The organism is Rubrivirga sp. SAORIC476, assembly GCF_002283555.1.
GTDB lineage: Bacteria > Bacteroidota > Rhodothermia > Rhodothermales > Rubricoccaceae > Rubrivirga.
Genome location: NZ_MVOI01000003.1, coordinates 1,801,023 through 1,824,781, shown reverse-complemented (window position 1 = coordinate 1,824,781; position 23,759 = coordinate 1,801,023). Strand labels below are relative to the sequence as shown.

Below are 23,759 nucleotides of genomic sequence, written 5' to 3'. Positions count from 1 at the left end.
TCCGGACACTCCCCCTCCCACACCCATGCGCATCGGCATCGACCTCGGCGGCACCAAGATCGAGGGTCTCGCCCTCCGCGACGACGGCACCGAGGCCGTTCGTCAGCGGGTGGCGACGCCGCGAGACTACGACGGCACCCTGGCTGCCCTGACGCAGGTGGTGGATGACATCGAGAGCACGGTCGGCGAGGGGGCGACAGTCGGTCTCTGCATCCCCGGCGCCATCGACGCAGCCTCTGGACTCGTCAGGAACGCCAACTCGTTGTGGCTCAACGGGAAGCCGTTCCGCGAGGACCTTGCGACGCACCTGGGGCGGCCAGTCCGGGTGACGAACGACGCGAATGCGTTCGCACTCTCGGAGGCGAGCGATGGGGGCGGCGCGGGTGCCGAGGTCGTGTTCGGCGTCATCCTCGGCACCGGCGTCGGCGGCGGGCTCGTGGTGCGCGGCGAGGTGGTGGACGGCGCCAACCGCATCGCGGGCGAGTGGGGGCACGTCCCCCTGCCGTGGCCGCGCGACGACGAGCGGCCGGGGCCACCCTGCTACTGTGGGCGCTCGGGCTGCATCGAGACGTTCCTCTCCGGCCCCAGCTTCGCTGCCGACCACGAGCGTCACACCGGCCACGCCCTCTCGACGCGCGAGATCGTCGCGCACGCCGAGGCGGGCGACACCGACGCGCAGGCCACGATGGACCGCTACGTCGACCGCCTCGGGCGTGGGCTGGGGCAGCTCGTGACGCTGCTGGACCCCGACGTCATCGTGCTCGGGGGCGGGATGTCCAACCTGCCCGGCCTAGCCGAGAGCGCCGCCGAGGCGCTCGCGCCGTGGGTCTTCTCGGACCGAGTCGTCACGCGCGTGGTCCAGAACGTCCACGGCGATTCGAGCGGCGTCCGCGGGGCAGCGTGGCTGTGGCCGGTGAGCACGCCCTAGGCGTCATACGACGGGCGAAGAGACCACCCCTCACTCCAGGTCCACCTGCATCCAGCGCGTGACCGTCGCGATGTCGATCTCCGGCTCCACGGCCGGACCTTCCGCCGGGGGCATCGGCCGGTCGTCGGCGCCCTCGCGGGGGCGAGCCGGGCGGCGTCCGTTCCGCATGCGGGCCTGCATCGCGGTCGTCCGCACGTCGAGCAGCTCGACGCCGATGCCGACCGTTCCATCAGCAGAGGTCTCCAGCAGGCCCGGCGCTGCCGTCAGCGGAATCCGCATCTCGACGACCAGACCGCGCGCCCCCCAGGTCGCAGAGGCAGCCAGCCCGCCGAAGGAGCCGTCCGCCGCCGCGCGCTGCGTCAGGATGCCACGGGTCACCTCCATCTGGTCGAGGCCGGACTCGAACCGGCGCCGGAGCCGCTGGGGATCGTCGCTCGCCGCCGGGCCGCCGGCGCGCGGACCGTTCCGCACCACCGACCGGGCGTCGGGCGCCTCGGGCGACGGGTAGCGGATGCCGAGCGCGCGATCGGTCCCACCCATCGGGTCCACCCACACGCGGAGGCCGCCGACCGCGATGCGCCGTGCCTGCCGGTCGTCACCCGCGATGACGGCGACCACGAGATCGTCCCCGTCGTGACGGAAGCCGACGCTCAGGCCCGACTCTTCCGGCACCGGGCGTAGCGCGGACGGCCACTCGCTCGCTCGCCCATCGACGACGGTGTCGGATGTGGCGGGCGACGCCGCGTACAGAAGGGGCGAGGAGCCGCACGCGGTAATGGTGACGGCTGCGACGAGAAGAGCGAGGAAACGCATTCGAGGGCGTGGGATGGAGACGCAGGCTACCCTGCCGGTCGAGTCGAGAGAAGGCGAAACGCCGAGACTGCCACCACATGCCCGCGGAGCAAGCACGAAGGAGGCCGACCGGAAGAAGGGGTCAACGTTCCGATCCGCGAACCCGTGCCGACCGGGCCAGCTCGTTCCGAGGCCGCGAGGAAAGCCCTCGGCGGCAGGTAGGTCCGGAGCCTGCCTCCTGGGCCCGCGTTCACGCTCCCCCCTCCCCTGCGCTGCCATGATCACCGCCGCCGACCTCCGCACCATCGACGTGTTCTCCGACCAGGACGACGACGCGCTCGAGTGGCTGGCCTCCGTCTCCGAGGAGCGTACGTTCGCCGAGGGCGTGCGGCCGTTCGAGCACGGCGCGAAGGCAGAGGCCATGTTCGCCGTGCTCGAGGGAGGCTTCCAGATCTTCTCCCTCACCAACGGCACGCGGACGTTGTTCGGGACGGTCCGGGAGGGGGAAATCAGCGGCCTGCTGCCGTTCTCGCGGATGGAGACGTTCAGCGGCGAGGGGGTGACGATCGCGGACAGCCGGATCGCGAGCGTCGACCAGCAGCACTTCGCGGAGATGCTGAACCGGATGCCGGAGGTGGGCAAGCGGCTCGTGGCGCGCATGACGGATCGCGTCCGGGAGTCGTCGAAGAACGACGTGCAGCGCGAGAAGATGATGGCGCTCGGCAAGCTGTCGGCCGGGCTGGCCCACGAGCTCAACAACCCGGCGGCCGCCATCCGCCGCTCGGTGTCCGACCTCCGCGAGCGGCTCGACCTGATGCCGAAGCTGGTGACCCGGCTCACCGGCCACGGCCTCACGCCGGACCAGGTAGAGGCCGCTCGTGCCGCGCTCATGACCTGTACCGCTCCCACGCCCGGCACCCTCACCACCCTCGAACGAGGCGAGCGAGAGGACGCGCTCGCCGACTGGCTGGAGGACCACGACGTGCCCCATGCCTACGTGATCGCGGAGGTGCTGGCCGAGGAGGGCGTTACGCCGAAGGCCCTCACCCACATGGCCGAGCACGTGGACGAGGACGCGCTGACGGACGTGATCCTGTGGATCGAGAAAGGACTGGCGTCCAACCGTCTGCTCGCCGAGATCGAGCGGGCGGCCGGGCGGATCTCGGATCTGGTGGCCTCGGTGAAGGGCTACACCCACCGCGACCAGTCGCCCGACCGCCAGCGAGTCGACCTCGGCGAGGGGCTGGACCAGACGCTGACCATGCTCGGCCACACCGTCCGAGCCAAGTCGGTTCGCGTGGTCCGCGACTACGGCGAGGACGTGCCGGAGGTGTGCGTGTATCCGGGCGAGATCAACCAGGTCTGGACCAACCTCCTCGACAACGCGCTCGACGCCGTGCCGGAGGGCGGGACGGTCGAGATCGCGACACGCACCGAGGGAGCGCTCGTCTGCGTCACGATCGCTGACGACGGGCCGGGCATCCCGGAGGAGGCGCAGGAGCGCATCTTCGAAGCGTTCTACACCACCAAGGAGCCTGGTGAGGGCACGGGCCTGGGCCTCGACATCGCCCGACGGATCGTGATGCAGCACGAGGGGACGATTTCGCTGGAGAGCGCCCCGGGCCGCACGGTCTTCGAGGTCTGCCTGCCCATCGACGCGCCCAAGGCGTCGGTCACGGCGCTCGACGCGCTGGAGGAGACCGAGGCGGGCTGACCTGGCCGCGCGGGGGAACGCGGCGGCGGCGGGGTGGATACGGAGGTCATGGACATCGGCACCTTCAACTTCGGACTGGCAGGCATCGGGCTGGCGGTCGTGTACGCGCTCGGCTTTCTGTCGGCGGTGGACGCGGTCATGAAGACGCGGACGCCGCAGGGGACCACGGCGTGGGTCTTCGCGCTCGCGACGGTGCCGCTGGTCGCCATCCCGCTGTACTTCATCCTGGGCCGCTCACGCTTCGACGACTACGTCGACGCGCTACGGACCTTCGACAACGAGATCGCGGACGGACTGGAGCAGGCCTCGCATGGTGCGCTGAAGGCGTTTCTCGCCCCGCACGGGACGGCCGAGGGCCGGGAGGTGGGCGAGATGCAGGCCTTCGACCAGATGGCCACGGTGCCGTTCACGACCGGCAACCAGATCGAGTTGCTCGTGGACGGCGACGACACCTTCGACGCGCTCTTCGCGGGCATCGACGCGGCAGAGCGGTACGTGCTGGCACAGTTCTACATCATCCACGACGACCAGATCGGGCGGGCGTTCAAGGAGCGACTGATCGCGGCGGCCCGCCGTGGCGTCGAGGTCCGGCTGATGTACGACACGGTGGGCTCGATCAAACTGCCTCGCAGCTATCGCCGCGAGCTCGACGCGGCGGGAGTGACCGTCTGCCCCTTCAGCGGGCCGCGCAGCTGGCTCAAGAAGCTACGCCTCAACTTCCGCAATCACCGCAAGATCGTGGTGTGCGACGGCCGGGTCGCGTTCGCGGGCGGCCTCAACGTGGGCGATGAGTACCTGGGACGCGACGAGACGATCGGGAACTGGCGGGACACCCACCTGCGGGTCCACGGGCCGATCGTGCAGGGCCTGCAGCTGTCATTCTGCCGCGACTGGTTCTACGGGACCCGTGAAGAGATCGACGGCCTCCAGTGGGAGCCCACGGCCTCGGAGGAGGCCGACCAGACCGCGCTGGTGCTGGCGTCCGGACCGGCCGATGAGATCGAAACTTGCGGGCTGCTCTACGCGCACGTCATCGAGAGCGCTGAGCAGCGGATCTGGATCGCGACGCCCTACTTCGTGCCGGACGGGCGCGTGCTCGGTGCGCTCCAGCTGGCCGCTCTCCGCGGCGTGGACGTGCGAATCCTGATGCCGCGGACGAGCGACAGCATCTTCTTCAAGTACGTCCCCTACGCCTACCTGCCGGATGTGGCGCGCACGGGTGTCCGCGTGTTCCTGTACGAGGACGGCTTCATGCACCAGAAGGTGGCTGTCGTCGACCGGGACTTCGCGGCGGTGGGGACGGCCAACTTCGACAACCGCTCGTTCCGCCTCAACTTCGAGGCGACGGTGGTGGCCCACGACGAGGGCGTCTGCGACGACGTGGCGCGAATGCTGGAGCGCGACTTGGCGTCCTGCACCGAGATCGGGCTCAAGGACATCGAGGGGAAGTCCTTCGCGTTCCGGTTCGCCGCCAACGCCACCCGGATGCTGGCGCCGGTGCTGTAGCGACCCGCTCCACCTCGACGCCGAGGCGGAGCCTTCTGGCTAGTGGTAGAGGAAGAGCGGGACGGTGGCCTGCTCCAGCAGCTTCGTGGCGCTCGACCCGAACAGCATCTTGCGGAAGCCTTTCTTGGCGAACGCGCCCGAGACGACGAGGTCGGCGCGGTCTCCCTGGGCGAGTTCGCAGATGCGGTTGGCCGGGTCACTGCTCTCGATGGCGGTCGTGGTGACGCGCTCGAAGCCATGGGCACGGAGGTAGGCTGCCGCGTCCTGCCGGAGCCGGTCGCTGGCGAGAACGTCCGCCTCGGAGCCGCCGCGGACGTGGACCACCTCGACATCGAGGTCGGTGCCGAAGGGCGCGAGGTGAGCAAACTTCTGCATCGCCCGCGCGGAGGGCCCGCTGCCGTCATAGGCCACCGCGACGCGTCGGACGGTCGGCCGCTCGGTGCCGACGATGAGCGTGGCGGCGGCGGCGTCCTGGAGAACCTTGCCGAGGGTATGGGTACGGCGCTCGGGCTCCGCGTAGTAGAAGTGGCTCTCACGCCCTGCCACCAGCAGGTCGTGCGTCCGCATCTCGTCGAGGAGGCTCTTGACGAGTTCGCCCTCGCCGACGCGGTCGCCGGAGTGTGCGACACCCTGCGCCTCGACGCGTGCGGTAAAAGCGGCGATCAGGTCCTTGGCCTTCTCGCGCGTCTCCTCGGTAAGCTGCTCGCGGAGGCGCTCGGCGAAGTACATCGACCCGATCCCACCTCCGGCGGCGTCGTTGCCGATGGAGTCCTTGTCGACGAATGCGAGGCCCGTGACTTCGCCTCCGGTCAGGCGAGCGATGTCGATGGCGGTGTCTGTGGCGACGGGGGTGTCAGAGTCGGGATCGAGGACGACGAGGATGCGCTGAGTCATGGCCGAAGGATGAGGGGACGGGAAGGTACGCGGGAGCGGCAGGATTCCGCGCCGGCTGACAGCCTGTCACCGACTGGTATACCGGGTGCGATCAGTGATCTATGGAAGCTCCGTGGCGGACGGAAGGCTCTGCGTTTCCTCTCCTGAGAGCTCCCCTCCTTCCTCCCGTTCGTCCACACCCTCTTAGACATCAGGGGGATTTGATAAAAGAGTAGGATCAGTAGTAGGCCTGTGGACAGAGTGGACAACCGGGGGGAGCGGACGGGTTGTGGAGGGACGTGGACAACCGGCAGCCTCATCCACGGGCTCGTCCACGAGACGGTAGCCATTGAACGTCGCTGGAGAGAGACTGTACGGGGATCTTCGGAGCGTCGTCCACTTCTCCACACTCGTCCACAAGGAAGCCCCCGGCCTAGCCCGGATGTGAGGAGCCGACCTTCGGTGTGGACAAGGGTCGGAGCATCTCGTGGGCGGTTGGTGCTTGCATGGAGGGTGTCCGACCCCATCGGAGAACGCGTCCACAGGCCTCCCCGACGAACGGTGGGTTATCCACACGGTCATCCACGATGTGGATAGCCCTTTTTCGAGCGTTTGGGCCGGTCGGTGGATGACCTCCGAGGCTGTCTCGCACGATTTCGAAGCTGGGGACGACGGGTGGCCTGAGAAGCCGCGTGTGGTGAGTGCCTGCCGGGATGTCCGAAGAGGGCCGGATCGGTGGGCCTCAGCGGGGTGGACGAGCAGCCAAGGGCGCGTCCTTCTGACAATGAGAGAGCCGCCGCCCCGGGAGGGAACGGCGGCTCGGACCGGAGGAGGCAGAGAGGCCCCTACGGCTTGCCGAGGAGGGAGAACATCTTCTGCTTGTAGGTCTCCACGCCAGGCTGGTCGAAGGGGTCGACGCCGAGCATGGTGCCGGAGACGGCGACGGCGTGCTCGTAGAAGTAGAGGAGGCGGCCAACCGTCTCGGCGTCGAGACGGGAGAGGGTGAGGGTCCAGTTGGGGACGCCGCCCTCGGCGTGGGCCTCGGCGGTGCCCTGGTAGGCCTTCTCATTGACGCTGCCCATCGGGACACCGGCCAGGTAGTTGAGGCCGTCGGGGTCGCCGGGCTCGTCCTGGACCGTGAGGCCGGCGTCGGCGTCGTCGAGGCGGAGGAAGGTCTCGACGAGGAGGCGCTTGCCCTGCTGGACGTACTGGCCGACGGAGTGGAGGTCGGTGGTGTACTGGAGGACGACGGGAAAGAGGCCTTTGCCTTCCTTGCCTTCGCTCTCGCCGAAGAGCTGCTGCCACCAGGCGCCGAGGCCCTTCAGACGAGGGTCCATGACGGCGAGGACTTCGGTGGCATAGCCCGCCTCGTGAAAGGTGTAGCGGTCGGCGGCGTACTGAAGAGCGGGGTGGGAAGCGTCGGCGTCAGTCAGATCGCGAGCCTCGGCGACGGCGCCGTAGAAGAGAGTCCGGATGTCGATGCCGGCGGCGGCGATGGGGAGCAGGCCGACGGGGGTGAGGACGGAGAAGCGTCCGCCGACATCGTTGGGGACGACGTAGCGTCGGTAGCCCTTCTCGACAGCGAAGTCGTGGAGGGCGCCGCGCTCGGCGTCGGTGGTGGCGATGATGCGCCGGTCGGCGTCGTCGAAGCGCTCCTCCAGAAAGCGGCGGGCGAGGCGGAAGGCGAGGGCGGGTTCGAGGGTGGTGCCCGACTTGGAGATGACGTTGACGTAGACGCTCTTGCCGTCGAGGTACTCGAAGAGGCGCTCGTGGTAATCGGGGCCGAGGTGGTTGCCGGCGAACAGGATCTCGGGCCCGTCGCTGCCGAAAGGCGGGACGAGGGCCTGCATGACGGCCTCGGCGCCGAGGTAGGAGCCGCCGATGCCTATACAAAGGAGAACGTCGGCGCGCTCGCGGATCTCGGCGGCGTCGGCGGCGATGCGTTCGAGGAGGGCGTCGTCGGGGGTGAGGAGCATGTCGCGCCAGCCGAGCATCTCGGGGCTGCGGGTCTCGCCACTGAGGACGCGGCGGTGGGCGTCGAGAGCTAGGGCCTCGGTGGTGTCGCGGGCGGGGCCGTCGAGCGAGGCGAGGGCGTCGGCTGCGTGGTGGCGGTCGAAGGTGAGCGGCATCGGGTCGGGAGCGAGGGGTGGGGCGTACGCCTGCGCTCGGATAGGGTGCCGGTCAGGAAGTGACAGAGATCAGAGAGCGCTGCATGGGGCGGGGATGCGTCGCGGCGTCTCGCTCCGGGCTCCTTTGGCTCTGTCGCCGAAGATGGGGCGGGCGATGCGTTCCTGGCCGACGGAGACCGGATCGATGGCGTCGGTGTGGTCGGCAACTCGCCGTGAGGCGACTCACGTCGACGCTCCACGCCTTGCACCTCTCCGGTTCTCCCGCGTCAGGCGGGGACTTCGCGCTGGACCCACTCGGCTTCGTAGGCGAGGACGAGACGGCACTCGGAGGTCGCGCCGATGGTGACGGTGCCGGGTCGGCGACCGAGCGCGAAGGGGACCGTTCGTGCGCCGCGTCGGTTGCTCATGTCGCCGTCGCGGATGGCGCCGTCCCACTCCGTCCCGAACACGACGGCCTCAATCCGACCGGGGCTGGACATGCTGGACCACGTGTAGGTCCTCGGGGCAAAGGTGATCTGTTGACCGGCGACGCGACCGGTGACGACCCCCAGGCGGGAGTTGTAGTTCTGGCTCTCGAAGCCGTTGGTGCGGCCCTCGCCGTTCACCTCGACGCGGTACTGGAACTCTCCAGCCGTCGGTGATCCGAACACCTTGTCGCAGGAGCCGACGACGTCGATGTAGCGGGGCGAGACCTTGAGGTCGTAGACAGTCCGCATCCGCACGGGTGGTGGAGGCGGGTCGTCAGGGTCATCGGGTCCGGTGAGGTCCTGGACGCAGGCGGAGAGGAGGACGGCGCAGAGCAGCAGGGCGAGCAGGCGGCTGGCGGAGAGCAGGAAGCGGGACATGGACGCTGAGGCTGGCGAGGAAGGGGTGCGTGGACACCTGCTTCCTATCGCACCGAATCATCGCCGAACCGATCACAGGAGGCGAAAATCCTCTCCTCGCCGGATCCGGGAGCCTGTGCCATGTACCGGGGGTTGGGGAGCGGGTCTGTCCACGTCTCCCCTCTCTCCTGAGCCATGTCCTCCCCCATCGAAGGAACCGTCGTCGTCATCACCGGAGCCAGCAGCGGGCTGGGCGAGGCCGCGGCACGGATGCTCTCGGCACGCGGGGCGAAGGTCGTGCTGGGCGCGCGGCGGTCGGACCGGATCGAGGCGCTGGCTGTTGAACTGACCGAGGCGGGCGGGGAGGCGCGGGCGGTGACCACCGACGTCACGGACCGCGCGCAGGTGTCGGCACTCGTGGACACGGCCGTGAAGGCGTTCGGTCGGGTGGACGTGATGATCAACAACGCGGGCCTGATGCCGCAGTCCCTGCTCGAACACCTGAAGGTGGACGAGTGGGACCGGATGATCGACGTCAACATCAAGGGGGTGCTCTACGGCATCGCAGCGGTGCTGCCGCACATGACGGCGCAGAAGAGCGGCCACATCATCAACGTGGCGTCGGTGGCAGGGCACCGGGTGGGGCCGGGCAGCGCGGTCTACTCGGCGACGAAGTTCGCGGTGCGGACGCTGACGGAGGGGCTGCGTCAGGAGGTGAAGCCGCACCGCATCCGGACGACGATCATCTCGCCCGGGGCGGTAGCGACGGAGCTGCCGAACTCGATCTCGGACCCGGCCGCGGCAGAGCGGATGAACAAGCTCTACGACGAGGTCGCGATTCCGGCGGACTCGTTCGCGCGGGCGGTGGTGTTCGCGATGGAGCAGCCGGAGGACGTGGACATCAACGAGATCCTGTACCGGCCGACGAACCAGGCGTATTGATCGGAGTCGAGAAGGCTCCTTGCGCCAACCGGGCGGTAAGGCGGTCGCGGACGGCGGGCCACTCGTCGGCGGTGACGCTGAAGTAGACGGTGTCGCGGAGGCGGCCGTCGCGGACGACCATGTGGCTGCGCAGCGTCCCCTCCTCTATCGCGCCGAGGCGGAGGATGGCGGCGCGGGAGCGCGCGTTGAGGGCGTCGGTCTTCCACTCGACGCGGGTCAGGCCGAGGGTGTCGAAGGCGTGGGCCATCATCAGCAACTTGGCCTCGGTGTTGACGGCGGTCCGCTGCCACGGGGGCGCGACGAACGTCCACCCGATCTCGACGCGGCGATGAGCGGCGACGTAGTTGCCGAAGCGCGTGCTGCCGACCACGCGCCCGCTGGCGCGGTCGACGGTGGCGAACGGGAGCGCGGTGCCGTCGGCCTGCCCGGCGAGGGCGGTCTCGACGTAGGCCGCCAGATCGTCGCGGGTGCGGACGGTGGAGGCGGTCCAGGTCCAAAGGTCCGGGTCGAGGCCCACCTCGGCGAGCGCGTCGAGGTGGGCGCGGGTGAGGGGCTCCAGGCGGACGTGGGCGCCTTCCAGGGTGACGGGCGTCATGAGTCGGGGAGAAGACCGCGACGGTCGAGCCGGGCGCAGAGGCGCCGCGCCCTCGCGCGAACCGACGGGGCGGGATGGTCGAGCGCGACGTGGATGCGAGGGACGATGCCAGGCGCGAGGTCCGGGTGCGCCAGGGCGACGGCCGCCAGCGCGCTGAGCAGGTTTGCCTGGTCGGCCATGCGCGAGCGGTCGAGGATTCCGAGCGCCCAGTCGGTCACGTGCCGGGCCTGAGTTGGGGTGAGAGGCACCCGAGACAGAAGGGACGGGAGGAGGCGCCGGAGCATCCCGCCGTTCCGGTCCGCCTCGGCGACGGCGAGGAGCGCGTCGGCGTGTGGCGCCAGGCGACGCGGATACGACCGCGTCGCGACGTCGAGCGCCCACGCGCTCCGGTTGCGGCCCCCCTCGTCCGGGTGCGCCAGCCCGTCGACCACGACGGCGAACGCGTCCGAGTCGTGCGCGATCTCGGCGGCCACGTCGCGGGCGGCGCCGATGGGGCCGCGCGTCGAGTCGGCGAGGCGGAGGTGGAGCGGGTGCACGGGAGGCGCTAGCGGTAGCGGCCCTCGCGGAACACGTCGCGGATGTCGGCCAGCACCTCGGGGTCGATCCGGAGCGTCTCCCCTGCTGCCAGGTCCACGTTGGCGACCTCGTCAATGCGGAGGTCGTAGTTCTCCCAGCCCATGTAGTCGGTCAGGATGCGCTGGAACTCGGCATCGACGACGCCGTCGGCGGGGCCGTCGTACTGGAAGTCGCGCGCGATCCAGATCTCCTGCAGCTCGCGGGCGATGGCGGGCGTGACCTCGATCATGTCCGCCGGGTCGGAGTCGGTGAAGTAGAGGTCGTTGAGGGCGACGAGTCGCTCCAGTTCCGCGAGGGGGGTCGGGTGGTCGTAGACCGAGATGTCGACGATCACGTCCGAGCCGTCATAGCCCGCTCCTTTGCGGTGGACCACGAGCGCAGCCGACTGCTCCCCTCGCTTGTCTCCGCCCGCCCGACCCCCCGCGACGAGCGCGGCCGTGAGGCGCTGGGCGAGGGTGCCGGTGCTGGCCTCGAACGTCTCGGCGATGGCGTCGACGGTCTCCTGGGAGACCAAGATGTTGCCCTGGGCGGCGTAGCCGTGCCCGACGGCGACGACCCCCGGCGTCGCAATGGCGTCGCTGCCGCCCACGCGCCCGCCGCGCCACGCGAAGGCGTCGGCCCCGGTGAAGGTGGCCGCGTTGCCGTGTGCGTCCACCATCCCGACCTGCCGGGCGCCGGTGTCGGGGTCGTTGCGCATGGAGATGCGGAGCGCCTCCTCGGCCGTCGCGCCCTCGGCCATCATCGCGATGCCCTCGGGACCGTAGGCGAGCCGCGCGAACGACTGGGTGGCGACGGCGCCGACGCCCGCCACGACGGTCGGGACCATGAACCGGACGTTGGGGAACTTGGACTGGACCGCGACGCCAATCTCGCCCGTCGTCGTGTCGACGGCGACGATGGAGAACGTCGACACGAGCGGGTCGCCGGCCTCGTTGCGGATGATCTCGTGGTCGTCCGAAGTCGGCGCGCAGCCGCCGGCGACGAGCACCGCCAGCGCGGCGAGGGAGACGAAGCGGCGGGGGCGTGGCGTTGGCATCGGCGTGGGGCGGGTGTCCCCGTATTCTAGCGCCATGACCCTCCTGCGTCTGCTCCTGCTTTCCCTCATCGTGGCCCTCGCCAGTGCGGCATCGGCGCAGGGCGAGGTCCAGATCGCCCGCGTCCAGTACGGCGGCGGGGGCGACTGGTACTCCGGCGACCCACTGCCGACGCTGATCGCGTACACCCGCCAGCACTCGCTGCTGGACCTCGCGCCGGAGCCGATCACAGTCGAGTTGACGAGCGACCGGCTGTTCACCGTACCCATCCTCTACCTCAACGGGCACGGCAACGTGGTCTTCACCGACGCCGAGGCGGGCCGTCTGCGTCGCTACCTCGAAGGCGGCGGCTTCCTGATCGTCAACGACGACTACGGGTTGGATCAGGCCGTGCGGCGCGAACTGGCGAAGGTCTTCCCCGAGCAGCCGCTCCAGCCGTTGCCCGCCAGTCACCCGGTGTACCGCGCCCACTACGCGTTCCCGGATGGGCTGCCCAAGATCCACGAGCACGACGGCGAACCGGCGGTCGGCTACGGGCTGTTCCACGAGGGGCGGCTGGTGGTCTTCTACGCCCACGAGAGCGACCTCGCCGACGGGTGGGAGCCAGCGGGCATCCACCCGGATCCGCCGGAGGCGCGCGAGGCGGCGCTCCGGATGGGCGTCAACCTGCTCGTGTATGCCATGACGCAGGGGATCGTCCCGTAACCTGCCTCGCTATGGATGCGGCCGCCCCGGCCGATACCCCGACTGTTCGGCCTCTGCCCACACCCCCATGACCCCTGGACGCGTCCTGTTCGTCGGCCTGCTCGCCGTGGCGGCGTTGCTGTTCGTCCTCAACCCGGGGCCGGACGCCTTCGGCGAGTTCCTGACCGACGAGGCGGCGGCGCGGGCAGAGGGCAGCGACACCGTGAGCCGTTTCCTCCAGGGCCGCACGGGCCGAAAGACGGCCCAGACGCTGGGTGAGAACGCCGAGCACGAGAACTACTACCTGGCGACCGTCTACACGATCGACATGAACGGTCGGATGCCGGGCGGCGAGCAGCGGTACCTCGGCATTGCAGGCTGGTTCACGCCGCTGGAAAGCGACGAGTCGAGGCGGTAGCGCGAGGGACTGCCTCGGCACCGAGGCGGGGGCTGGGTAAAGAGTGGCCGAACCTGCGTGGAAGGGGTTCCGCCCGGGGACGCGGAAGAGGCGCCGTGCTAGCTTGCCGTCCGCTCCTCATCCGCCCGACGCCATGACCGCCCTCCGCGACTCCGACCCCGCCGTCTTCGACATCGTCCGCCGGGAGGTCGAGCGGCAGAACGATGGCCTGGAGCTGATCGCGTCGGAGAACTTCGTCAGCCCGGCCGTGCTGCAGGCGCTGGGCAGCCCGCTGACCAACAAGTACGCCGAGGGCCTGCCCGGCAAGCGCTACTACGGTGGCTGCGAGGTGGTCGACGAGGTCGAGACGCTGGCCATCGAGCGGGCGAAGGAGCTGTTCGGCTGCGACTGGGTGAACGTCCAGCCGCACTCTGGCGCGACGGCCAACAGCGCGATCTACCTCGCGTTCATGGCGCCCGGCGACCGACTCCTCGGCCTGGACCTGGCGCACGGCGGGCACCTGACGCACGGCTCGCCGGTCAACTTCTCGGGCAAGCTCTACGACGCCCACTTCTACGGCGTCGAGCAGGAGGGCGAGAACGCCGGACGGATCGACCTCGACGCACTCCGCGACAGGGCGAAGGCGGTACAGCCGAAGATGCTGTCGGTCGGCGCGAGCGCCTACAGCCGTGACTTCGACTACGCGGCCATGCGCGAGATCGCCGACGAGGTCGGCGCGATCCTGTGGGTGGACATGGCACACACGGCGGGGCTCATCGCGGCGAAGCTGCTCAACGACCCCCTCCCCCACGCTCACGTCGTCTCCACGACGACGCACAAGACGCTGCGCGGCCCCCGCGGCGGCATGATCCTCGTCGGGAACGACGCGCCCAGCCCGACGGGCGAGACGTGGGTCAAGTCCGGCAACCCGAAGTCCACCGGTCAGGTCCTGGACTCGGCCATGTTCCCCGGCACCATCGGCGGGCCGCTGATGCACTGCATCGCGGCCAAGGCCGTCGCCTTCGGCGAGGCGCTGACGCCGGAGTTCGTGACCTACCAGCGGCAGACGATCGCGAACGCGCAGGCGATGGCGCAGGCGTTCGTGGAGAAGGGGTACGACGTCGTCTCGGGCGGTACCGACAACCACCTCGCGCTGGTCGACCTCCGGGGCAAGTGCACCGGTAAGGACGCCGAGGCGTGGCTGGGCGAGGCCGCCATCACGGTCAACAAGAACATGGTCCCCGGCGACCCCGAGAGCCCGTTCGTGACCTCTGGCATCCGCGTCGGCGCGCCGGCCATGACCACGCGCGGCTTCGGCGCCGACGAGTTCCGGACGGTCGTGGACCTGATGGACCGCGTCATCGCCAGCCGCGGTGCCGACGCCGAGGCGGTACGGGCGGAGGTGCAGGCGCTCTGCGACCGCTTCCCGCTGTACGACGTGGCGAGCCTGGGCGCGGAGCCGGTCGGCGCCTGATCTCCTCCGCCTCGGTCCTGAGGCGGGGGCAGCGGGATGTGGGGAGATTCCGGCCCGACGCCGGTCGTATCTCCGTCTGAGCCGCGTCCCGTTCGGCGTCTCCGCATGCGAGCACCCGTTCGCGTGCGTTGAGCGAGTCGGGGACGTGACGGCGGCGCCCACGGTTGGCGCAACCTCGTCGCGTCCGCGGTCGTCCCGCTCGACGGCACGCCGCTTGCCGGTCCCCCCTCCGTATGTTGTCGCCTGCCGCGCCGAGATCGTCGCGGCCCGCCGTCGCCCCCCATGCCGAACGATTACAGCACTGTCCCCGAGTCGGCCCTGGCAAAGCTGGGGCACACGCTCTACCAGCGGGCGCTGGTGCGGCGCGAGGACGAGTCCATCACCGACCCGCGCGGGCAACCCATCGGCTGGCTCCTCGACACGCGGACGCCGATGCTCGACGGTGACGTGTTCAACGAAGCGGGCGCGGTCCTCGCCGAGCGGCTCCGGGCGCGCGGCATCGATCAGGTGGCCGGCTTCGGCTACGGCGCCTTCCCGCTCGTGACGGCCGTGCTGCCGCACGGGACCGCCGAGCGCCCGTTCCGGGGCGGCTTCATCCGCGAGCGGCGCAAGGCCTACGGACGGCGCCGGCTGGTGGAGGGCCCACTGGACCGGTCGCGCCCGGTCGCCCTCATGGACGACATCCTCAACAGCGGCCGGAGCGCGGCGCGGGCGGCGGCGCTCCTCCGCAGCGACGGCTTCGACGTGTCCGGCGTCGTGACGCTGTTCAACTTCACCTGGAGCGGCGGGCGGGCGCGGCTGGAGGCCGAGGGCCTCTGGGTCGAGTCGCTGCTCGAACTCAACCTCCGCGAGAGCGCCCGGGTGACCTCTGGCGACACGGCCGGAGGGTGAGGCGACCGGGCCATGGTGAAGGGCCTGCGAGCCCGAACCCATGTCCTCGACTCGTACGTTGTGGACGGTGCGTCGGCCGGTCCTGAGTGGACGGCCCTTCCCTCTTTCCCCTCTCGCTTCACCCGCATGGATGTCTGGCGCTCGCGGTCGCAGAAGGCGGCTGGCTCGCAGGGCGACGGCGCGGCGGACCCCATCCGCCTCGATCAGATGCCGCCGCCAGCACCGCCGGTGCCCCCCGGCGGCGGGGTCCCTGCGCACATGACGCCGGGACCCGGTGAGATGCCGTTCCTCGACCACCTCGAGGAACTCCGCTGGCGCATCCTGAAGGCGCTCGGCGCCATCGTCCTCTGTGTCGGCGCGTGCCTGTTCTTTACGGGCTGGATCATGGACACGCTGCTGCTCGGGCCGACGCGGGCGAGCTTCTTCATGTACGACGTGCTCCGCATCCCGGCGGTCGACATCGTGCTCCAGAACCGGACGGTGACGGGCCAGTTCTTCGCCTACTTCGGGACCGTGATCGCGGCGGGCGTGGTGATGGGCTCGCCGCTGGTGGTGTACCAGACGTGGAAGTTCATCGAGCCGGGCCTCTACCCGGAGGAGCGCCAGGGCCTGCGATTCGCGGCCGTCTTCGCGACGTTCTTCTTCGCCCTCGGCATCTCGTTCGGCTACCTCATCATCGCGCCGATCGCGCTCCAGTTCTTCGCCCAGTTCCAGATCTCGGACTCGATCGTCAACGAGTTCGACATCTCGAAGTACTTCTCGATGCTGATCACCTGGGCCTTCGGCGCGGGCATCCTGTTCGAGCTGCCGGTGGTCGTGGTGGTGCTGGCGAAGGTGGGCGTCCTGACGCAGGACATGCTGCGGACGGGCCGCAAGTACGCGCTCGTTGCCGTGCTGGTGATCTCGGCGTTCCTGACGCCGCCGGACCCGTGGAGCCAGCTGCTCATGTCGATCCCGCTGATGGGCCTCTACGAGCTGTCCATCGCGCTGACCGGCGTCGTGGAGCGTCGCCGGGCTCGCGAGGAGGCCGCTGAAGCCGCCCGGGAGGCGAAGGCGGCTGCCAAGCGCGCCGCCGCCGAGGCGAAGGCAGGGGGTAAAACGGAGTAGGGATCGGAGAGGGGATTGCCGTTCGTGCCGGGTGGCCCCGATGTTCAGCGACACCCTTTTCCTCCGCGACCATTCCATGCTTCGGCTCCTGCCCGTCCTCGCTCTCTTCGTCCTCGTCGCCTCCGGCTGCGACACGGCCGCTCCTGACCGCAACGGCATCGACGTGACCGCGCTGGGACACGACGCCGACGCGCTGGTCGGCACCTGGGACCTCGTCACGGTCACGCCCTCTGGCGAGTGCATGGGGGAGGACTGCACCCGGACGCGACCTGCCGAGGAGGTGGGCCAGTCCGCCCGCCTCGTGTTCCGTGCCGACGGGACGGCCACCTACACCTCCAACGAGACCGTTTCTGCAGAGGGGAACTACAGGGTCAGCGCTCCGGAGCCGGGGGATTCTCCCCGACTGACCATCGGGGACGCGCGCTACGTGTTCGGGATCGACCGCGACCGGCTGTACATCGAGCATCGGTACCTGGACGGCCCCCTGCTGGAGTTCCGGCGCCGGTAGCAGGCGCGAAGCGCCGGGCGTTGGCGTTAGCCTGCGGTCCTCGTCCCCTCCGCCCGATGCGCCGCCTCGCTCTCGCCGTCCTCGTCCTCCTCGCCGCGTCTGCCGAGGCGCAGGAGGTGGACTACTTCGCCATCCGCAAGAGCTTCGGGCTCTACGGCGCCGTCTACGAGATCCTCGCCTCCGAGTACGTCGACGCCATCGACGCGGAGGCGCTCATGCGGAGCGGCATCGGGGCGATGACCGGCTCGCTGGACCCCTACACGGTCTACTACGACGAGGCGACGGCCGCCGCGAGCCGCCTCCAACAGGGCGGCGACGTGGGCGGCGTCGGCGTGGTCGTGGCCGAGCGCGGCGGGCGGCTGGTGGTCGTGTCCGTGCTCGACGGCTCCGACGCCGAGCGGCAGGGGCTCCGCGCGGGCGACACCGTCGTCTCGCTGGCCGGGCAGATGGCCGCGGGGCTGGCAGCTCAGCGCGCCAATGGCCTTCTCCGTGGAGAGCCGGGCTCTACGGTCCCCCTGGAAGTGACGCGCGAGGGCGAGGCTGAGCCTCTCCGCTTCGTCCTCGTCCGCGCGGGCGACCCGGACACCGAGGTGACGTATTCCGGCTTCCTCGGCGACCCCGCCGAGGGCGTCGGCTACGTCCGCCTCGGACGCTTCCTGCAGGACGCCGCCGGGCAGGTGGCACGCGCCGTGGCCGGCCTTCAGGAGGACGGGGAGTTGCGCGGACTCGTACTCGATCTGCGCGGCAACCCCGGTGGCCTGCTCGACCAGGCCGTCGCCCTCAGCGGACAGTTCCTGCCCCTCGGCACCGTCATCACGCAGACGCGCGGGCGTGCGGCGGGCACCGACCAGACGTACCACACGCAGGAGCCGCCCACGGTCCCCGACCTGCCCGTCGTCGTGCTGCAGGACGGCGCCAGCGCGTCGGCGAGCGAGATCGTGGCGGGGGCGTTGCAGGATCACGACCGTGCGGTGATCGTCGGCGAGACCTCGTTCGGCAAGGGCCTCGTGCAGGTCGTCCGTCCGATGCCGTATGGCACGGCGCTCAAGCTGACGGTCAGCCGCTACACGACGCCCTCGGGCCGCGAGATCCAGCGCCTGACGTACGCGCAGGGCACGGAGGCGACCGAGGCCGGACCGGGCCGGACGTTCGAGACCGCCGCCGGGCGGACCGTCCGCAGCGGCGTCGGCATCGAGCCGGACGTGGCGGTGTCGCTGGGTGAGGAGAGCGAGCTGGAGCGGGCGCTCGTCCGCTCGGCCGCCTTCCTCCGCTTCGCCAACCGCTTCGCTGCCGACACCCCCACCCTCCCGACTGGCTTCCGTGTGGACGACGCGCTCCTCCGTCGCTTCCAGCAGTTCGTCGAAGGCGAGGGCCTCGACTACCGCACCGACGCCGAGCGCACCGCCGACGCCCTCGCCGACGACCTCGCCGGGGCGGGCTACGACGGGGCCACCCGCGCCCTCCGAGACCTTCGCGAGGCCGTCGCCCGCGAGAAGGCGCGCGACTTCGAGCGCCACGCCGACCGCCTCCGCTCTTCCCTCCGGCAGGAAATCCTCTCGCGCTACGTCGGTCAGCAAGCTCAGACCGTCGACGCGCTCTCGGAGGACGCCGTCGTCGCCGAGGCCCGCCGTCTGATCCTCGATCCGGCCGCTTACGCCCGCGCCCTCAGCCGCTAGCCCGATCCGGTCCCATGCGAACCGCCCTCTGCCTCGCCGCCCTTCTTGCCGTCAGCGGCTGCGCCGCTGACGCCGCCGAGGAGGCCGAGTCCGACCTGACCATCGGCCCCTTCGAGCGGGTCCAGGGGCACCGCCACCTCCGCGCCCACCTGCGCCAGGACGGCGAGTACGGGGTCTCGATCTCGGGCCGCGGGAGCCGGGCCGCCCGGGACGCCAATGTCATCTTCTACGACATCGACGGCCGTGAGGGGCGCTGGCTGTTTCCCGACTCCGACCGCGTGATCCTCTCCGAGCGCGACATCGGCGACAGCATGCGCGTGCGGATGGTCGTCTACGAGCTGGTCGAGGAGGACACCAACGGCGACGGCCGCTTCGACCGGGCCGACGCGCGCACCATCGCCGTCTCTGACCCCGAGGGTCGCCGCCTCGTCCGCCTCGCGGAAGGCGCCACACGCTACCGCGAGACGATCCGCCTCGACGACGACTCGGTCCTCGTCCTGTTCGACTCCGCCGGGACCGTTCAGACCGTCGAGGTGGGCATCGACGACCTCCGCGTCGAGGCCGAGGTGACGATGCCGCCGCCGCCGAGAGCTTCCTCGTAGGGACACGCGGGGGAATGAGGCGGGGCGTTCCCCTCCGCGCCCGGAGATCTCCTCTCCGGCCGCGCGGACCTCGCGTCGGAGCGCGCGGACCTCGCGTCGGACCGGTCGGCGACGTGCCCGAGTCGGGGCGAGTCGGGGTGGGCGCCCGGCTGTAGGTTCGCCGCTCCCCTCCCCCGCCGATGCTCGTCCTTCTTCTCCTCGCCGGCGCCCTCGGCGGATTCGTGGCCGGGCTGGTCGGCGTCGGTGGCGGCATCATCTTCGGGCCGGTCCTCTTCTTTGTGTTCCAGGCCGCGGGCATCACCGACCCCGTGCTGACGCCGCTGACGCTCGGGTCGAGCCTGCTCTGCACGTTCGCGGCCAGCGCGTCCGGCGCCGTGGCCCAGGCCCGGCAGGGCGCTATCGACCGACGGACAGCGCTCATCGTGGGGAGTGTCGCGGCCGTTGCCGTGGTTCTGGTCGGGCGCTTCGTGACGACGGCGCCGTGGTACGACAAGGAGTCGTTCCAACTCACGCTCGGCGTGCTCCTGGTCATCGTCGTCGTCCGGATGGTGCGGCGAACCGACCGCGGGGACACGCTCTCCACGACCGACGCTCGGCGCGGGCTGGGGGCACTCGCCGCGACCGGCCTGGGTGCCGGAACCATCGCGTCGCTGGCGGGCGTCGGGGGCGGTGTGATTATGGTGCCCGCCTTCAGCGGCCTCATCCGCCTGCCGCTGCGCGTCGCTGCCGGGACCTCCACGGCGGCCATCGTGCTCATCACCGGGGTCGGCGTGGCGACGTACACCGTACTCGGGTGGGGCGCGGCCGTGCCCGAGGGCGCGCTCGGCTACGTGGACTGGCGCGGCGCCGCGGCGCTGGCGCTGCCCGCCATCGTGACCGCCCGCCTCGGCGTCGCGACGGCCCACCGGATCGACGTGCGGAAGGTGCGGCTGAGCTTCGCCGCCTTCGCCGCCCTCGTCGCCGTTCGGCTTCTGTGGAACGCACTGACGTAGGGAGGGTGTACCCGGCCCTTCGTCCCACCACCATGTCGCCGACCTCTCTCTCGGGCCGCGCCCTGCTGCTCGCCGCCGCTCTCTCGTTCGCCGGGTGCGCCGACGACAACCCGCCCGGCCCCACCCTCGACGGCGTCGACCCCGTCCAGACCGACGAGGACCTGACGCCCGACGCGGGGCTCCAACCCGAGGCCGACATCGAGCCGGAGAGCAACTTCGAGCCTGAGGAAGGCCTCCCGCCCGAGCAGACCCTCCAGCCCGACTCGTCCGCCACCCTCTAAACGACGCACGCCCCACCGGCCGAAGCCGACGGGGCGCGTGAACCGAGCGAGGTCGTGACCTCAGCTCGCGTTGTTGTTCACCAGGAACGTCACCTTGCAGTGGACGCGGAACGAACCCGCCTGGTCGACGCCGGGCTCGTAGATGAAGTCCTGGACGTAGACGCTCTGCACGTCGCGGACCGTCTGCGACACCTCGGTGTACGCCTGCTTCACCGCGTCGTCGAAGCTCTTGTCGGAGATGGCCGACACTTCGATGATCTTTGCGATTGCCATGGGAATGGGGTTGGTTGAGAAGAGGACGCCTGCAACGTCGCCGTCGGGTTCGAAGGTCCGGACGGGCCTCCGGGCACGCCTCTTCGCGTGGTCGCTCGGCCACGCGGACCATACCCAACACCGGCTCTATGCCGACCGCAAACGGGCGCTGTTCACTCAGATCGAGGGTCGTGCCGGATCGGCGCCGGTGGTGGTCGAGATCGGCGCCGGGACTGGGCTCAACGCTGCATTCTTGCCGACCGGCGCCCGGTGGGTCGTCGTCGAGCCCAACGTCCACTTCCACGGCCGCATCCGCGAGGCGGCCCAGGCCCACGGCCTCACGGTCGACCTCCGCGACGGCGCGGCGGAGTCGCTGCCCGTCGCCGACGGAGAAGCGGACGCGGTCGTGAGCACGCTCGTCCTCTGCTCCGTCGCCGATGTCAGCCGGTCGCTGGCGGAGGCCCGGCGCGTGCTGCGACCCGGCGGGCGGTTCGTGTTCGTCGAGCACGTCGCCGCGCCCCCGGGCTCGCTCCTCCGCCGCGTCCAGCGGCTCGTGCGCCAGCCGTGGGGCTGGCTGGCCGATGGCTGCCGACCCGACCAGGACACCGGCCGTCGCCTCGCCGAGGCAGGCTTCGCCGACCTGCAGATGGATGCGTTCCGCGTCTCGGGCGGTGTGGTGGCGCCTCACATCGCGGGCGTCGCCACCCGGTGACCGCGCTCAGTGCATAGACCTCGGCGTGTCCTACCGGAAGCTCGAATCGAACGAGGTTGGCGCGCTACCGATCTCGTCGAAGGGAATCCGGATGCGCTCGCTCACCCAGTCCTTCGTCTCCTCCGACAGCGCCTCCCGGTCCACGCCAACGGCGGGACGGTAGAACGGGAAGCCGCCGGTAAAGGAGCGGAGGAGGGTGAACACGTCTCCGTTGTCGCCATTGACCACGACCCAGATCCGCCGGTCGTCGTCCGCCAGCGCCTCATCCGGCGTGTACTCGATCACGAACGAGCCGCCCACGAACTCGACGGGCGTGGCGGTGTAGGTCGCCACCGAGTCCAGATTGCTCAGCTTGTCGAGCACGCCGTACTCGACGGAGAGCGCCTGCTCCAGCGCCGGGCGGATGGACGGCTCCTCGACGAACGACAGCCCGTCCTCCCCGACCGGCGACTTGCCGATCCAGTCGCTCAGCGTCTCGGCCGGAGTCGGCTCTGCGGTCTGGGCGGGCGCCGAGCGATCGGCGCAGGCGGCGAGGATCAGGGTGAGGGCGAGAAGAAGGGGACGGGGCACGGCAGTGGAGGGATCGGAGATCGGATCATACTCCGCCGGGCCGGTCGTCATTGTGCGATTCCTGGCGAACTACGGCCCGACCGGCGCCTCTTCCGACATCCGCGCGAGGTCACCGAACGGCCGGCCGGACGCGTGCTCGACCCATGCGATCGCCTCCGGCCGGAGGTCGGCAACGCGAGCGTCGTAGGAGGCGCGGTAGTACGTGTCGCGGTCGTCGGCCAGGAGCGCGAACACGGCGCCCGTCTCGGCCTCGATCAGCATCCACAGCGAGCGCGCGTCGTCGTTCGTCGCGGGGTTGCTGGCGAATGCGAGCGCGAACGCGCCGCCCGCGAAATCCACCGGCTCCATGAGGTAGGAGGGCTCCGTGTCGAGGTGGCTGAGTTTGGCCATCAGCCCGGGCTCGACCGAGAACGCCTCCTCGATGGTCGGGCGGACGCTCGGGTCGAGCACGAAGTGCGTCCCGTCCTCCCTGACGGGCGAATGTCCGACCCAGCCGCGCAGCGCCTCGTAAGGGGTCCAGTCCGGACCATCGGTGCTCGGCTCGTTGGATGCGGAGGCGAGCTCTGACGAGTCGACGGCAAGGGGCTCCGAGGAGCCAGCGTCCACGAACGTCTCCGAAAGGTCGCCGACGGCGCGTGGCGTACCGGGCACCTCGGGCGCCGGTGACTCGCAGGCGGCGAGGGGCAAAACGAGGGCGAGGAGCAGGAGACGAGGCACAGTCGAGGAGGAGATGTCCTGGAAGCTATCGCCCCATTGATTGGCTGCGCGGCGACCAGACCGTCGTCCCCTGCTCGTCGATGCGGCCCACGTTGTCGCCGAGGGAGGCGCCCGCGAGACCTCCTGCGCCCGCCGACCCTCGCGACCGCGCCCAACTCGCCACACCGCGCGCAGGGTGCCTGACAGTCTCTCGGGTCGTTTCTCGTAGTCCTGATCCCGTCCTCTCCCCTTTGTGCTTCGTCTCAAGTCGGACCGTCGTCGGCCGCAGAAGCGGAGCGTCGTGAGCCCTGTGTCGTCGGCACCGACCGATGGCCCGGCGGCTTGCCGGACGCGCCGCTAGGATGTGAAAGGTGCCCCCCGTACTCTGCCCCTCACGCCGCACACCACCCGCCGATGCACTCCTCTCCATGGTCACCGGCCCGAACGTTCGGGCTGTTCCTCGCGGTAACGCTCGGTAGCGGGGTCGCTGACGTCGTCGCCGCCCAGAGCACGACCCGGCTCACGACGCTCTACGCCGTCCCGGTCTCGGCCGAGGCCGGACCGGTCCGGCTCGTCGCCCACGCCACCCGCGCCGCCCCCCTTGTCTCCGGCACGGCCCTGATCTGGACCGAGGCCATCGTGCCCGTGGCCAACCCCGTCGTCGAGCGCGACGCGGTCCTGCCTGGGCCCGCCGCACTCGCAGAGGCCGCGGTCACGGAGATCGAACTCGGCGCCGCCGCGCCCAACCCGAGTCGCGACCGGGCCCGCGTTCCCTACGCGCTGCCCGAGGCGGGCCGCGTCCACCTCGCCGTCTTCGACGCGCTGGGCCGCCGCGTGGCCGTGCTTGTCGACGGCCCCCAGTCCGCCGGGCGCCACACGGCCGCCCTGCCCACCGACCGCCTCGCGCCGGGGCTCTATCACGTCCGCCTCGTCGCTGGCGAGACGGTCCACGCCACGCGCCTCACGGTCGTCCGCTGACGCTCGCTTCGACTCCTCTTGTCTCC

General features: G+C 70.5%; 26 protein-coding genes. 16 read left to right on the top strand and 10 right to left on the bottom strand.

What is annotated here, in order from left to right:
• Nucleotides 1–25: 25 nt before the first annotated feature.
• Entirely contained in the window at nt 26–928 is a 903-nt protein-coding gene (locus B1759_RS09440; protein ID WP_095514756.1) for an ROK family protein, read from the top strand.
• Nucleotides 929–958: 30 nt separating this feature from the next.
• Here B1759_RS09440 and B1759_RS09435 read toward each other — a convergent pair whose 3' ends face one another.
• Nucleotides 959–1,741 (bottom strand): hypothetical protein, encoded by a 783-nt coding sequence (locus B1759_RS09435; RefSeq protein ID WP_095514755.1) that lies wholly within the window; start codon nt 1,739–1,741, stop codon nt 959–961.
• A 256-nt stretch (nt 1,742–1,997) separates the two neighbouring features.
• Here B1759_RS09435 and B1759_RS09430 point away from each other — a divergent pair, with 256 nt between their 5' ends.
• Both B1759_RS09430 and cls read left to right on the top strand, forming a co-directional pair.
• Nucleotides 1,998–3,434 carry a sensor histidine kinase gene (locus tag B1759_RS09430; protein WP_158225191.1) on the top strand — a complete coding sequence of 479 codons (1,437 nt, stop codon included), beginning with the start codon at nt 1,998–2,000 and terminating at the stop codon, nt 3,432–3,434.
• 48 nt (nt 3,435–3,482) lie between these two features.
• The gene (cls, locus tag B1759_RS09425) at nt 3,483–4,940 is read left to right on the top strand and encodes a cardiolipin synthase (protein WP_095514753.1); all 1,458 of its coding nucleotides are present in this window, start codon (nt 3,483–3,485) and stop codon (nt 4,938–4,940) included.
• A gap of 39 nt (nt 4,941–4,979) precedes the next feature.
• Here cls and B1759_RS09420 read toward each other — a convergent pair whose 3' ends face one another.
• The 3 genes from B1759_RS09420 to B1759_RS09410 form a co-directional block, all read right to left on the bottom strand.
• Complete coding sequence (locus B1759_RS09420) at nt 4,980–5,834, bottom strand: universal stress protein (protein WP_095514752.1); 855 nt, start codon at nt 5,832–5,834, stop codon at nt 4,980–4,982.
• 824 nt (nt 5,835–6,658) lie between these two features.
• Complete coding sequence (locus B1759_RS09415) at nt 6,659–7,942, bottom strand: glucose-6-phosphate isomerase (RefSeq protein WP_095514751.1); 1,284 nt, start codon at nt 7,940–7,942, stop codon at nt 6,659–6,661.
• A 266-nt stretch (nt 7,943–8,208) separates the two neighbouring features.
• Nucleotides 8,209–8,787, bottom strand: coding sequence for a hypothetical protein (locus tag B1759_RS09410; protein ID WP_095514750.1), 579 nt, complete (start codon nt 8,785–8,787; stop codon nt 8,209–8,211).
• Nucleotides 8,788–8,961: 174 nt separating this feature from the next.
• Between B1759_RS09410 and B1759_RS09405 the strand changes: the two genes are divergently transcribed.
• A complete protein-coding gene (locus tag B1759_RS09405; RefSeq protein ID WP_095514749.1) occupies nt 8,962–9,708 on the top strand; it encodes an SDR family oxidoreductase in 747 nt (248 codons plus the stop codon).
• On the opposite strand, the gene B1759_RS09400 is transcribed toward B1759_RS09405, so the two are convergent.
• From B1759_RS09400 to B1759_RS09390, 3 genes are read right to left on the bottom strand one after another with little or no spacing between them, the layout of a single operon-like run.
• Nucleotides 9,668–10,303 (bottom strand): GNAT family N-acetyltransferase, encoded by a 636-nt coding sequence (locus tag B1759_RS09400; protein ID WP_095514748.1) that lies wholly within the window; start codon nt 10,301–10,303, stop codon nt 9,668–9,670. The genes B1759_RS09405 and B1759_RS09400 overlap by 41 nt on opposite strands.
• The gene (locus B1759_RS09395) at nt 10,300–10,839 is read right to left on the bottom strand and encodes a hypothetical protein (RefSeq protein WP_095514747.1); all 540 of its coding nucleotides are present in this window, start codon (nt 10,837–10,839) and stop codon (nt 10,300–10,302) included. Before B1759_RS09395 ends, B1759_RS09400 begins: the two co-directional genes overlap by 4 nt.
• A gap of 8 nt (nt 10,840–10,847) precedes the next feature.
• Nucleotides 10,848–11,915, bottom strand: coding sequence for a DUF1028 domain-containing protein (locus B1759_RS09390; RefSeq protein WP_095514746.1), 1,068 nt, complete (start codon nt 11,913–11,915; stop codon nt 10,848–10,850).
• Nucleotides 11,916–11,949: 34 nt separating this feature from the next.
• On the opposite strand from B1759_RS09390, the gene B1759_RS09385 reads away from it, so the two are divergent.
• The 10 genes from B1759_RS09385 (at nt 11,950) to B1759_RS09340 (ending at nt 20,525) form a co-directional block, all read left to right on the top strand.
• Nucleotides 11,950–12,618, top strand: coding sequence for a DUF4159 domain-containing protein (locus B1759_RS09385; protein WP_095514745.1), 669 nt, complete (start codon nt 11,950–11,952; stop codon nt 12,616–12,618).
• Between the two features lie 67 nt (nt 12,619–12,685).
• The gene (locus B1759_RS09380; RefSeq protein WP_095514744.1) at nt 12,686–13,015 is read left to right on the top strand and encodes a hypothetical protein; all 330 of its coding nucleotides are present in this window, start codon (nt 12,686–12,688) and stop codon (nt 13,013–13,015) included.
• 133 nt (nt 13,016–13,148) lie between these two features.
• The gene (gene glyA / locus B1759_RS09375; protein ID WP_095514743.1) at nt 13,149–14,468 is read left to right on the top strand and encodes a serine hydroxymethyltransferase; all 1,320 of its coding nucleotides are present in this window, start codon (nt 13,149–13,151) and stop codon (nt 14,466–14,468) included.
• Between the two features lie 282 nt (nt 14,469–14,750).
• Nucleotides 14,751–15,359 (top strand): hypothetical protein, encoded by a 609-nt coding sequence (locus B1759_RS09370; RefSeq protein WP_095514742.1) that lies wholly within the window; start codon nt 14,751–14,753, stop codon nt 15,357–15,359.
• Between the two features lie 126 nt (nt 15,360–15,485).
• On the top strand, nt 15,486–16,466 hold the full coding sequence (gene tatC, locus B1759_RS09365) for a twin-arginine translocase subunit TatC (RefSeq protein ID WP_198948803.1): 981 nt from the start codon (nt 15,486–15,488) through the stop codon (nt 16,464–16,466).
• A gap of 76 nt (nt 16,467–16,542) precedes the next feature.
• The gene (locus B1759_RS09360) at nt 16,543–16,974 is read left to right on the top strand and encodes a lipocalin family protein (protein ID WP_143537328.1); all 432 of its coding nucleotides are present in this window, start codon (nt 16,543–16,545) and stop codon (nt 16,972–16,974) included.
• A gap of 56 nt (nt 16,975–17,030) precedes the next feature.
• Nucleotides 17,031–18,650 (top strand): S41 family peptidase, encoded by a 1,620-nt coding sequence (locus B1759_RS09355; RefSeq protein WP_095514740.1) that lies wholly within the window; start codon nt 17,031–17,033, stop codon nt 18,648–18,650.
• Nucleotides 18,651–18,664: 14 nt separating this feature from the next.
• On the top strand, nt 18,665–19,252 hold the full coding sequence (locus tag B1759_RS09350; RefSeq protein WP_095514739.1) for a hypothetical protein: 588 nt from the start codon (nt 18,665–18,667) through the stop codon (nt 19,250–19,252).
• A 179-nt stretch (nt 19,253–19,431) separates the two neighbouring features.
• Entirely contained in the window at nt 19,432–20,244 is an 813-nt protein-coding gene (locus B1759_RS09345; protein ID WP_095514738.1) for a sulfite exporter TauE/SafE family protein, read from the top strand.
• A 32-nt stretch (nt 20,245–20,276) separates the two neighbouring features.
• Complete coding sequence (locus B1759_RS09340) at nt 20,277–20,525, top strand: hypothetical protein (protein WP_095514737.1); 249 nt, start codon at nt 20,277–20,279, stop codon at nt 20,523–20,525.
• Nucleotides 20,526–20,585: 60 nt separating this feature from the next.
• Here B1759_RS09340 and B1759_RS09335 read toward each other — a convergent pair whose 3' ends face one another.
• Nucleotides 20,586–20,798, bottom strand: a complete 213-nt coding sequence (locus B1759_RS09335) for a dodecin family protein (RefSeq protein WP_095514736.1) — start codon at nt 20,796–20,798, stop codon at nt 20,586–20,588.
• Here B1759_RS09335 and B1759_RS09330 point away from each other — a divergent pair.
• Nucleotides 20,779–21,489 (top strand): class I SAM-dependent methyltransferase, encoded by a 711-nt coding sequence (locus B1759_RS09330; protein WP_198948802.1) that lies wholly within the window; start codon nt 20,779–20,781, stop codon nt 21,487–21,489. The genes B1759_RS09335 and B1759_RS09330 overlap by 20 nt on opposite strands.
• 30 nt (nt 21,490–21,519) lie before the next feature.
• On the opposite strand, the gene B1759_RS09325 is transcribed toward B1759_RS09330, so the two are convergent.
• Together B1759_RS09325 and B1759_RS09320 are read right to left on the bottom strand one after the other, a co-directional pair.
• Nucleotides 21,520–22,059, bottom strand: coding sequence for a hypothetical protein (locus tag B1759_RS09325; RefSeq protein WP_143537327.1), 540 nt, complete (start codon nt 22,057–22,059; stop codon nt 21,520–21,522).
• Between the two features lie 69 nt (nt 22,060–22,128).
• Nucleotides 22,129–22,776: a hypothetical protein gene (locus B1759_RS09320; RefSeq protein ID WP_095514733.1), complete on the bottom strand. Its 648-nt coding sequence runs from the start codon at nt 22,774–22,776 to the stop codon at nt 22,129–22,131.
• Nucleotides 22,777–23,169: 393 nt separating this feature from the next.
• On the opposite strand from B1759_RS09320, the gene B1759_RS09315 reads away from it, so the two are divergent.
• Nucleotides 23,170–23,733, top strand: a complete 564-nt coding sequence (locus tag B1759_RS09315; protein WP_095514732.1) for a T9SS type A sorting domain-containing protein — start codon at nt 23,170–23,172, stop codon at nt 23,731–23,733.
• The last annotated feature ends 26 nt before the right edge of the window (nt 23,734–23,759 follow it).

Excerpts from the sequence above, each read along its gene's own strand:
- B1759_RS09440 (WP_095514756.1), top strand. The coding sequence starts at position 26 with ATGCGCATCGGCATCGACCTCGGCGGCACCAAGATCGAGGGTCTCGCC.
- B1759_RS09435 (WP_095514755.1), bottom strand. The coding sequence starts at position 1,741 with ATGCGTTTCCTCGCTCTTCTCGTCGCAGCCGTCACCATTACCGCGTGC.
- B1759_RS09430 (WP_158225191.1), top strand. The coding sequence starts at position 1,998 with ATGATCACCGCCGCCGACCTCCGCACCATCGACGTGTTCTCCGACCAG.
- cls (WP_095514753.1), top strand. The coding sequence starts at position 3,483 with ATGGACATCGGCACCTTCAACTTCGGACTGGCAGGCATCGGGCTGGCG.
- B1759_RS09420 (WP_095514752.1), bottom strand. The coding sequence starts at position 5,834 with ATGACTCAGCGCATCCTCGTCGTCCTCGATCCCGACTCTGACACCCCC.
- B1759_RS09415 (WP_095514751.1), bottom strand. The coding sequence starts at position 7,942 with ATGCCGCTCACCTTCGACCGCCACCACGCAGCCGACGCCCTCGCCTCG.
- B1759_RS09410 (WP_095514750.1), bottom strand. The coding sequence starts at position 8,787 with ATGTCCCGCTTCCTGCTCTCCGCCAGCCGCCTGCTCGCCCTGCTGCTC.
- B1759_RS09405 (WP_095514749.1), top strand. The coding sequence starts at position 8,962 with ATGTCCTCCCCCATCGAAGGAACCGTCGTCGTCATCACCGGAGCCAGC.
- B1759_RS09400 (WP_095514748.1), bottom strand. The coding sequence starts at position 10,303 with ATGACGCCCGTCACCCTGGAAGGCGCCCACGTCCGCCTGGAGCCCCTC.
- B1759_RS09390 (WP_095514746.1), bottom strand. The coding sequence starts at position 11,915 with ATGCCAACGCCACGCCCCCGCCGCTTCGTCTCCCTCGCCGCGCTGGCG.
- B1759_RS09385 (WP_095514745.1), top strand. The coding sequence starts at position 11,950 with ATGACCCTCCTGCGTCTGCTCCTGCTTTCCCTCATCGTGGCCCTCGCC.
- B1759_RS09380 (WP_095514744.1), top strand. The coding sequence starts at position 12,686 with ATGACCCCTGGACGCGTCCTGTTCGTCGGCCTGCTCGCCGTGGCGGCG.
- glyA (WP_095514743.1), top strand. The coding sequence starts at position 13,149 with ATGACCGCCCTCCGCGACTCCGACCCCGCCGTCTTCGACATCGTCCGC.
- B1759_RS09370 (WP_095514742.1), top strand. The coding sequence starts at position 14,751 with ATGCCGAACGATTACAGCACTGTCCCCGAGTCGGCCCTGGCAAAGCTG.
- tatC (WP_198948803.1), top strand. The coding sequence starts at position 15,486 with ATGGATGTCTGGCGCTCGCGGTCGCAGAAGGCGGCTGGCTCGCAGGGC.
- B1759_RS09360 (WP_143537328.1), top strand. The coding sequence starts at position 16,543 with ATGCTTCGGCTCCTGCCCGTCCTCGCTCTCTTCGTCCTCGTCGCCTCC.
- B1759_RS09355 (WP_095514740.1), top strand. The coding sequence starts at position 17,031 with ATGCGCCGCCTCGCTCTCGCCGTCCTCGTCCTCCTCGCCGCGTCTGCC.
- B1759_RS09350 (WP_095514739.1), top strand. The coding sequence starts at position 18,665 with ATGCGAACCGCCCTCTGCCTCGCCGCCCTTCTTGCCGTCAGCGGCTGC.
- B1759_RS09345 (WP_095514738.1), top strand. The coding sequence starts at position 19,432 with ATGCTCGTCCTTCTTCTCCTCGCCGGCGCCCTCGGCGGATTCGTGGCC.
- B1759_RS09340 (WP_095514737.1), top strand. The coding sequence starts at position 20,277 with ATGTCGCCGACCTCTCTCTCGGGCCGCGCCCTGCTGCTCGCCGCCGCT.
- B1759_RS09330 (WP_198948802.1), top strand. The coding sequence starts at position 20,779 with ATGATCTTTGCGATTGCCATGGGAATGGGGTTGGTTGAGAAGAGGACG.
- B1759_RS09335 (WP_095514736.1), bottom strand. The coding sequence starts at position 20,798 with ATGGCAATCGCAAAGATCATCGAAGTGTCGGCCATCTCCGACAAGAGC.
- B1759_RS09315 (WP_095514732.1), top strand. The coding sequence starts at position 23,170 with ATGCACTCCTCTCCATGGTCACCGGCCCGAACGTTCGGGCTGTTCCTC.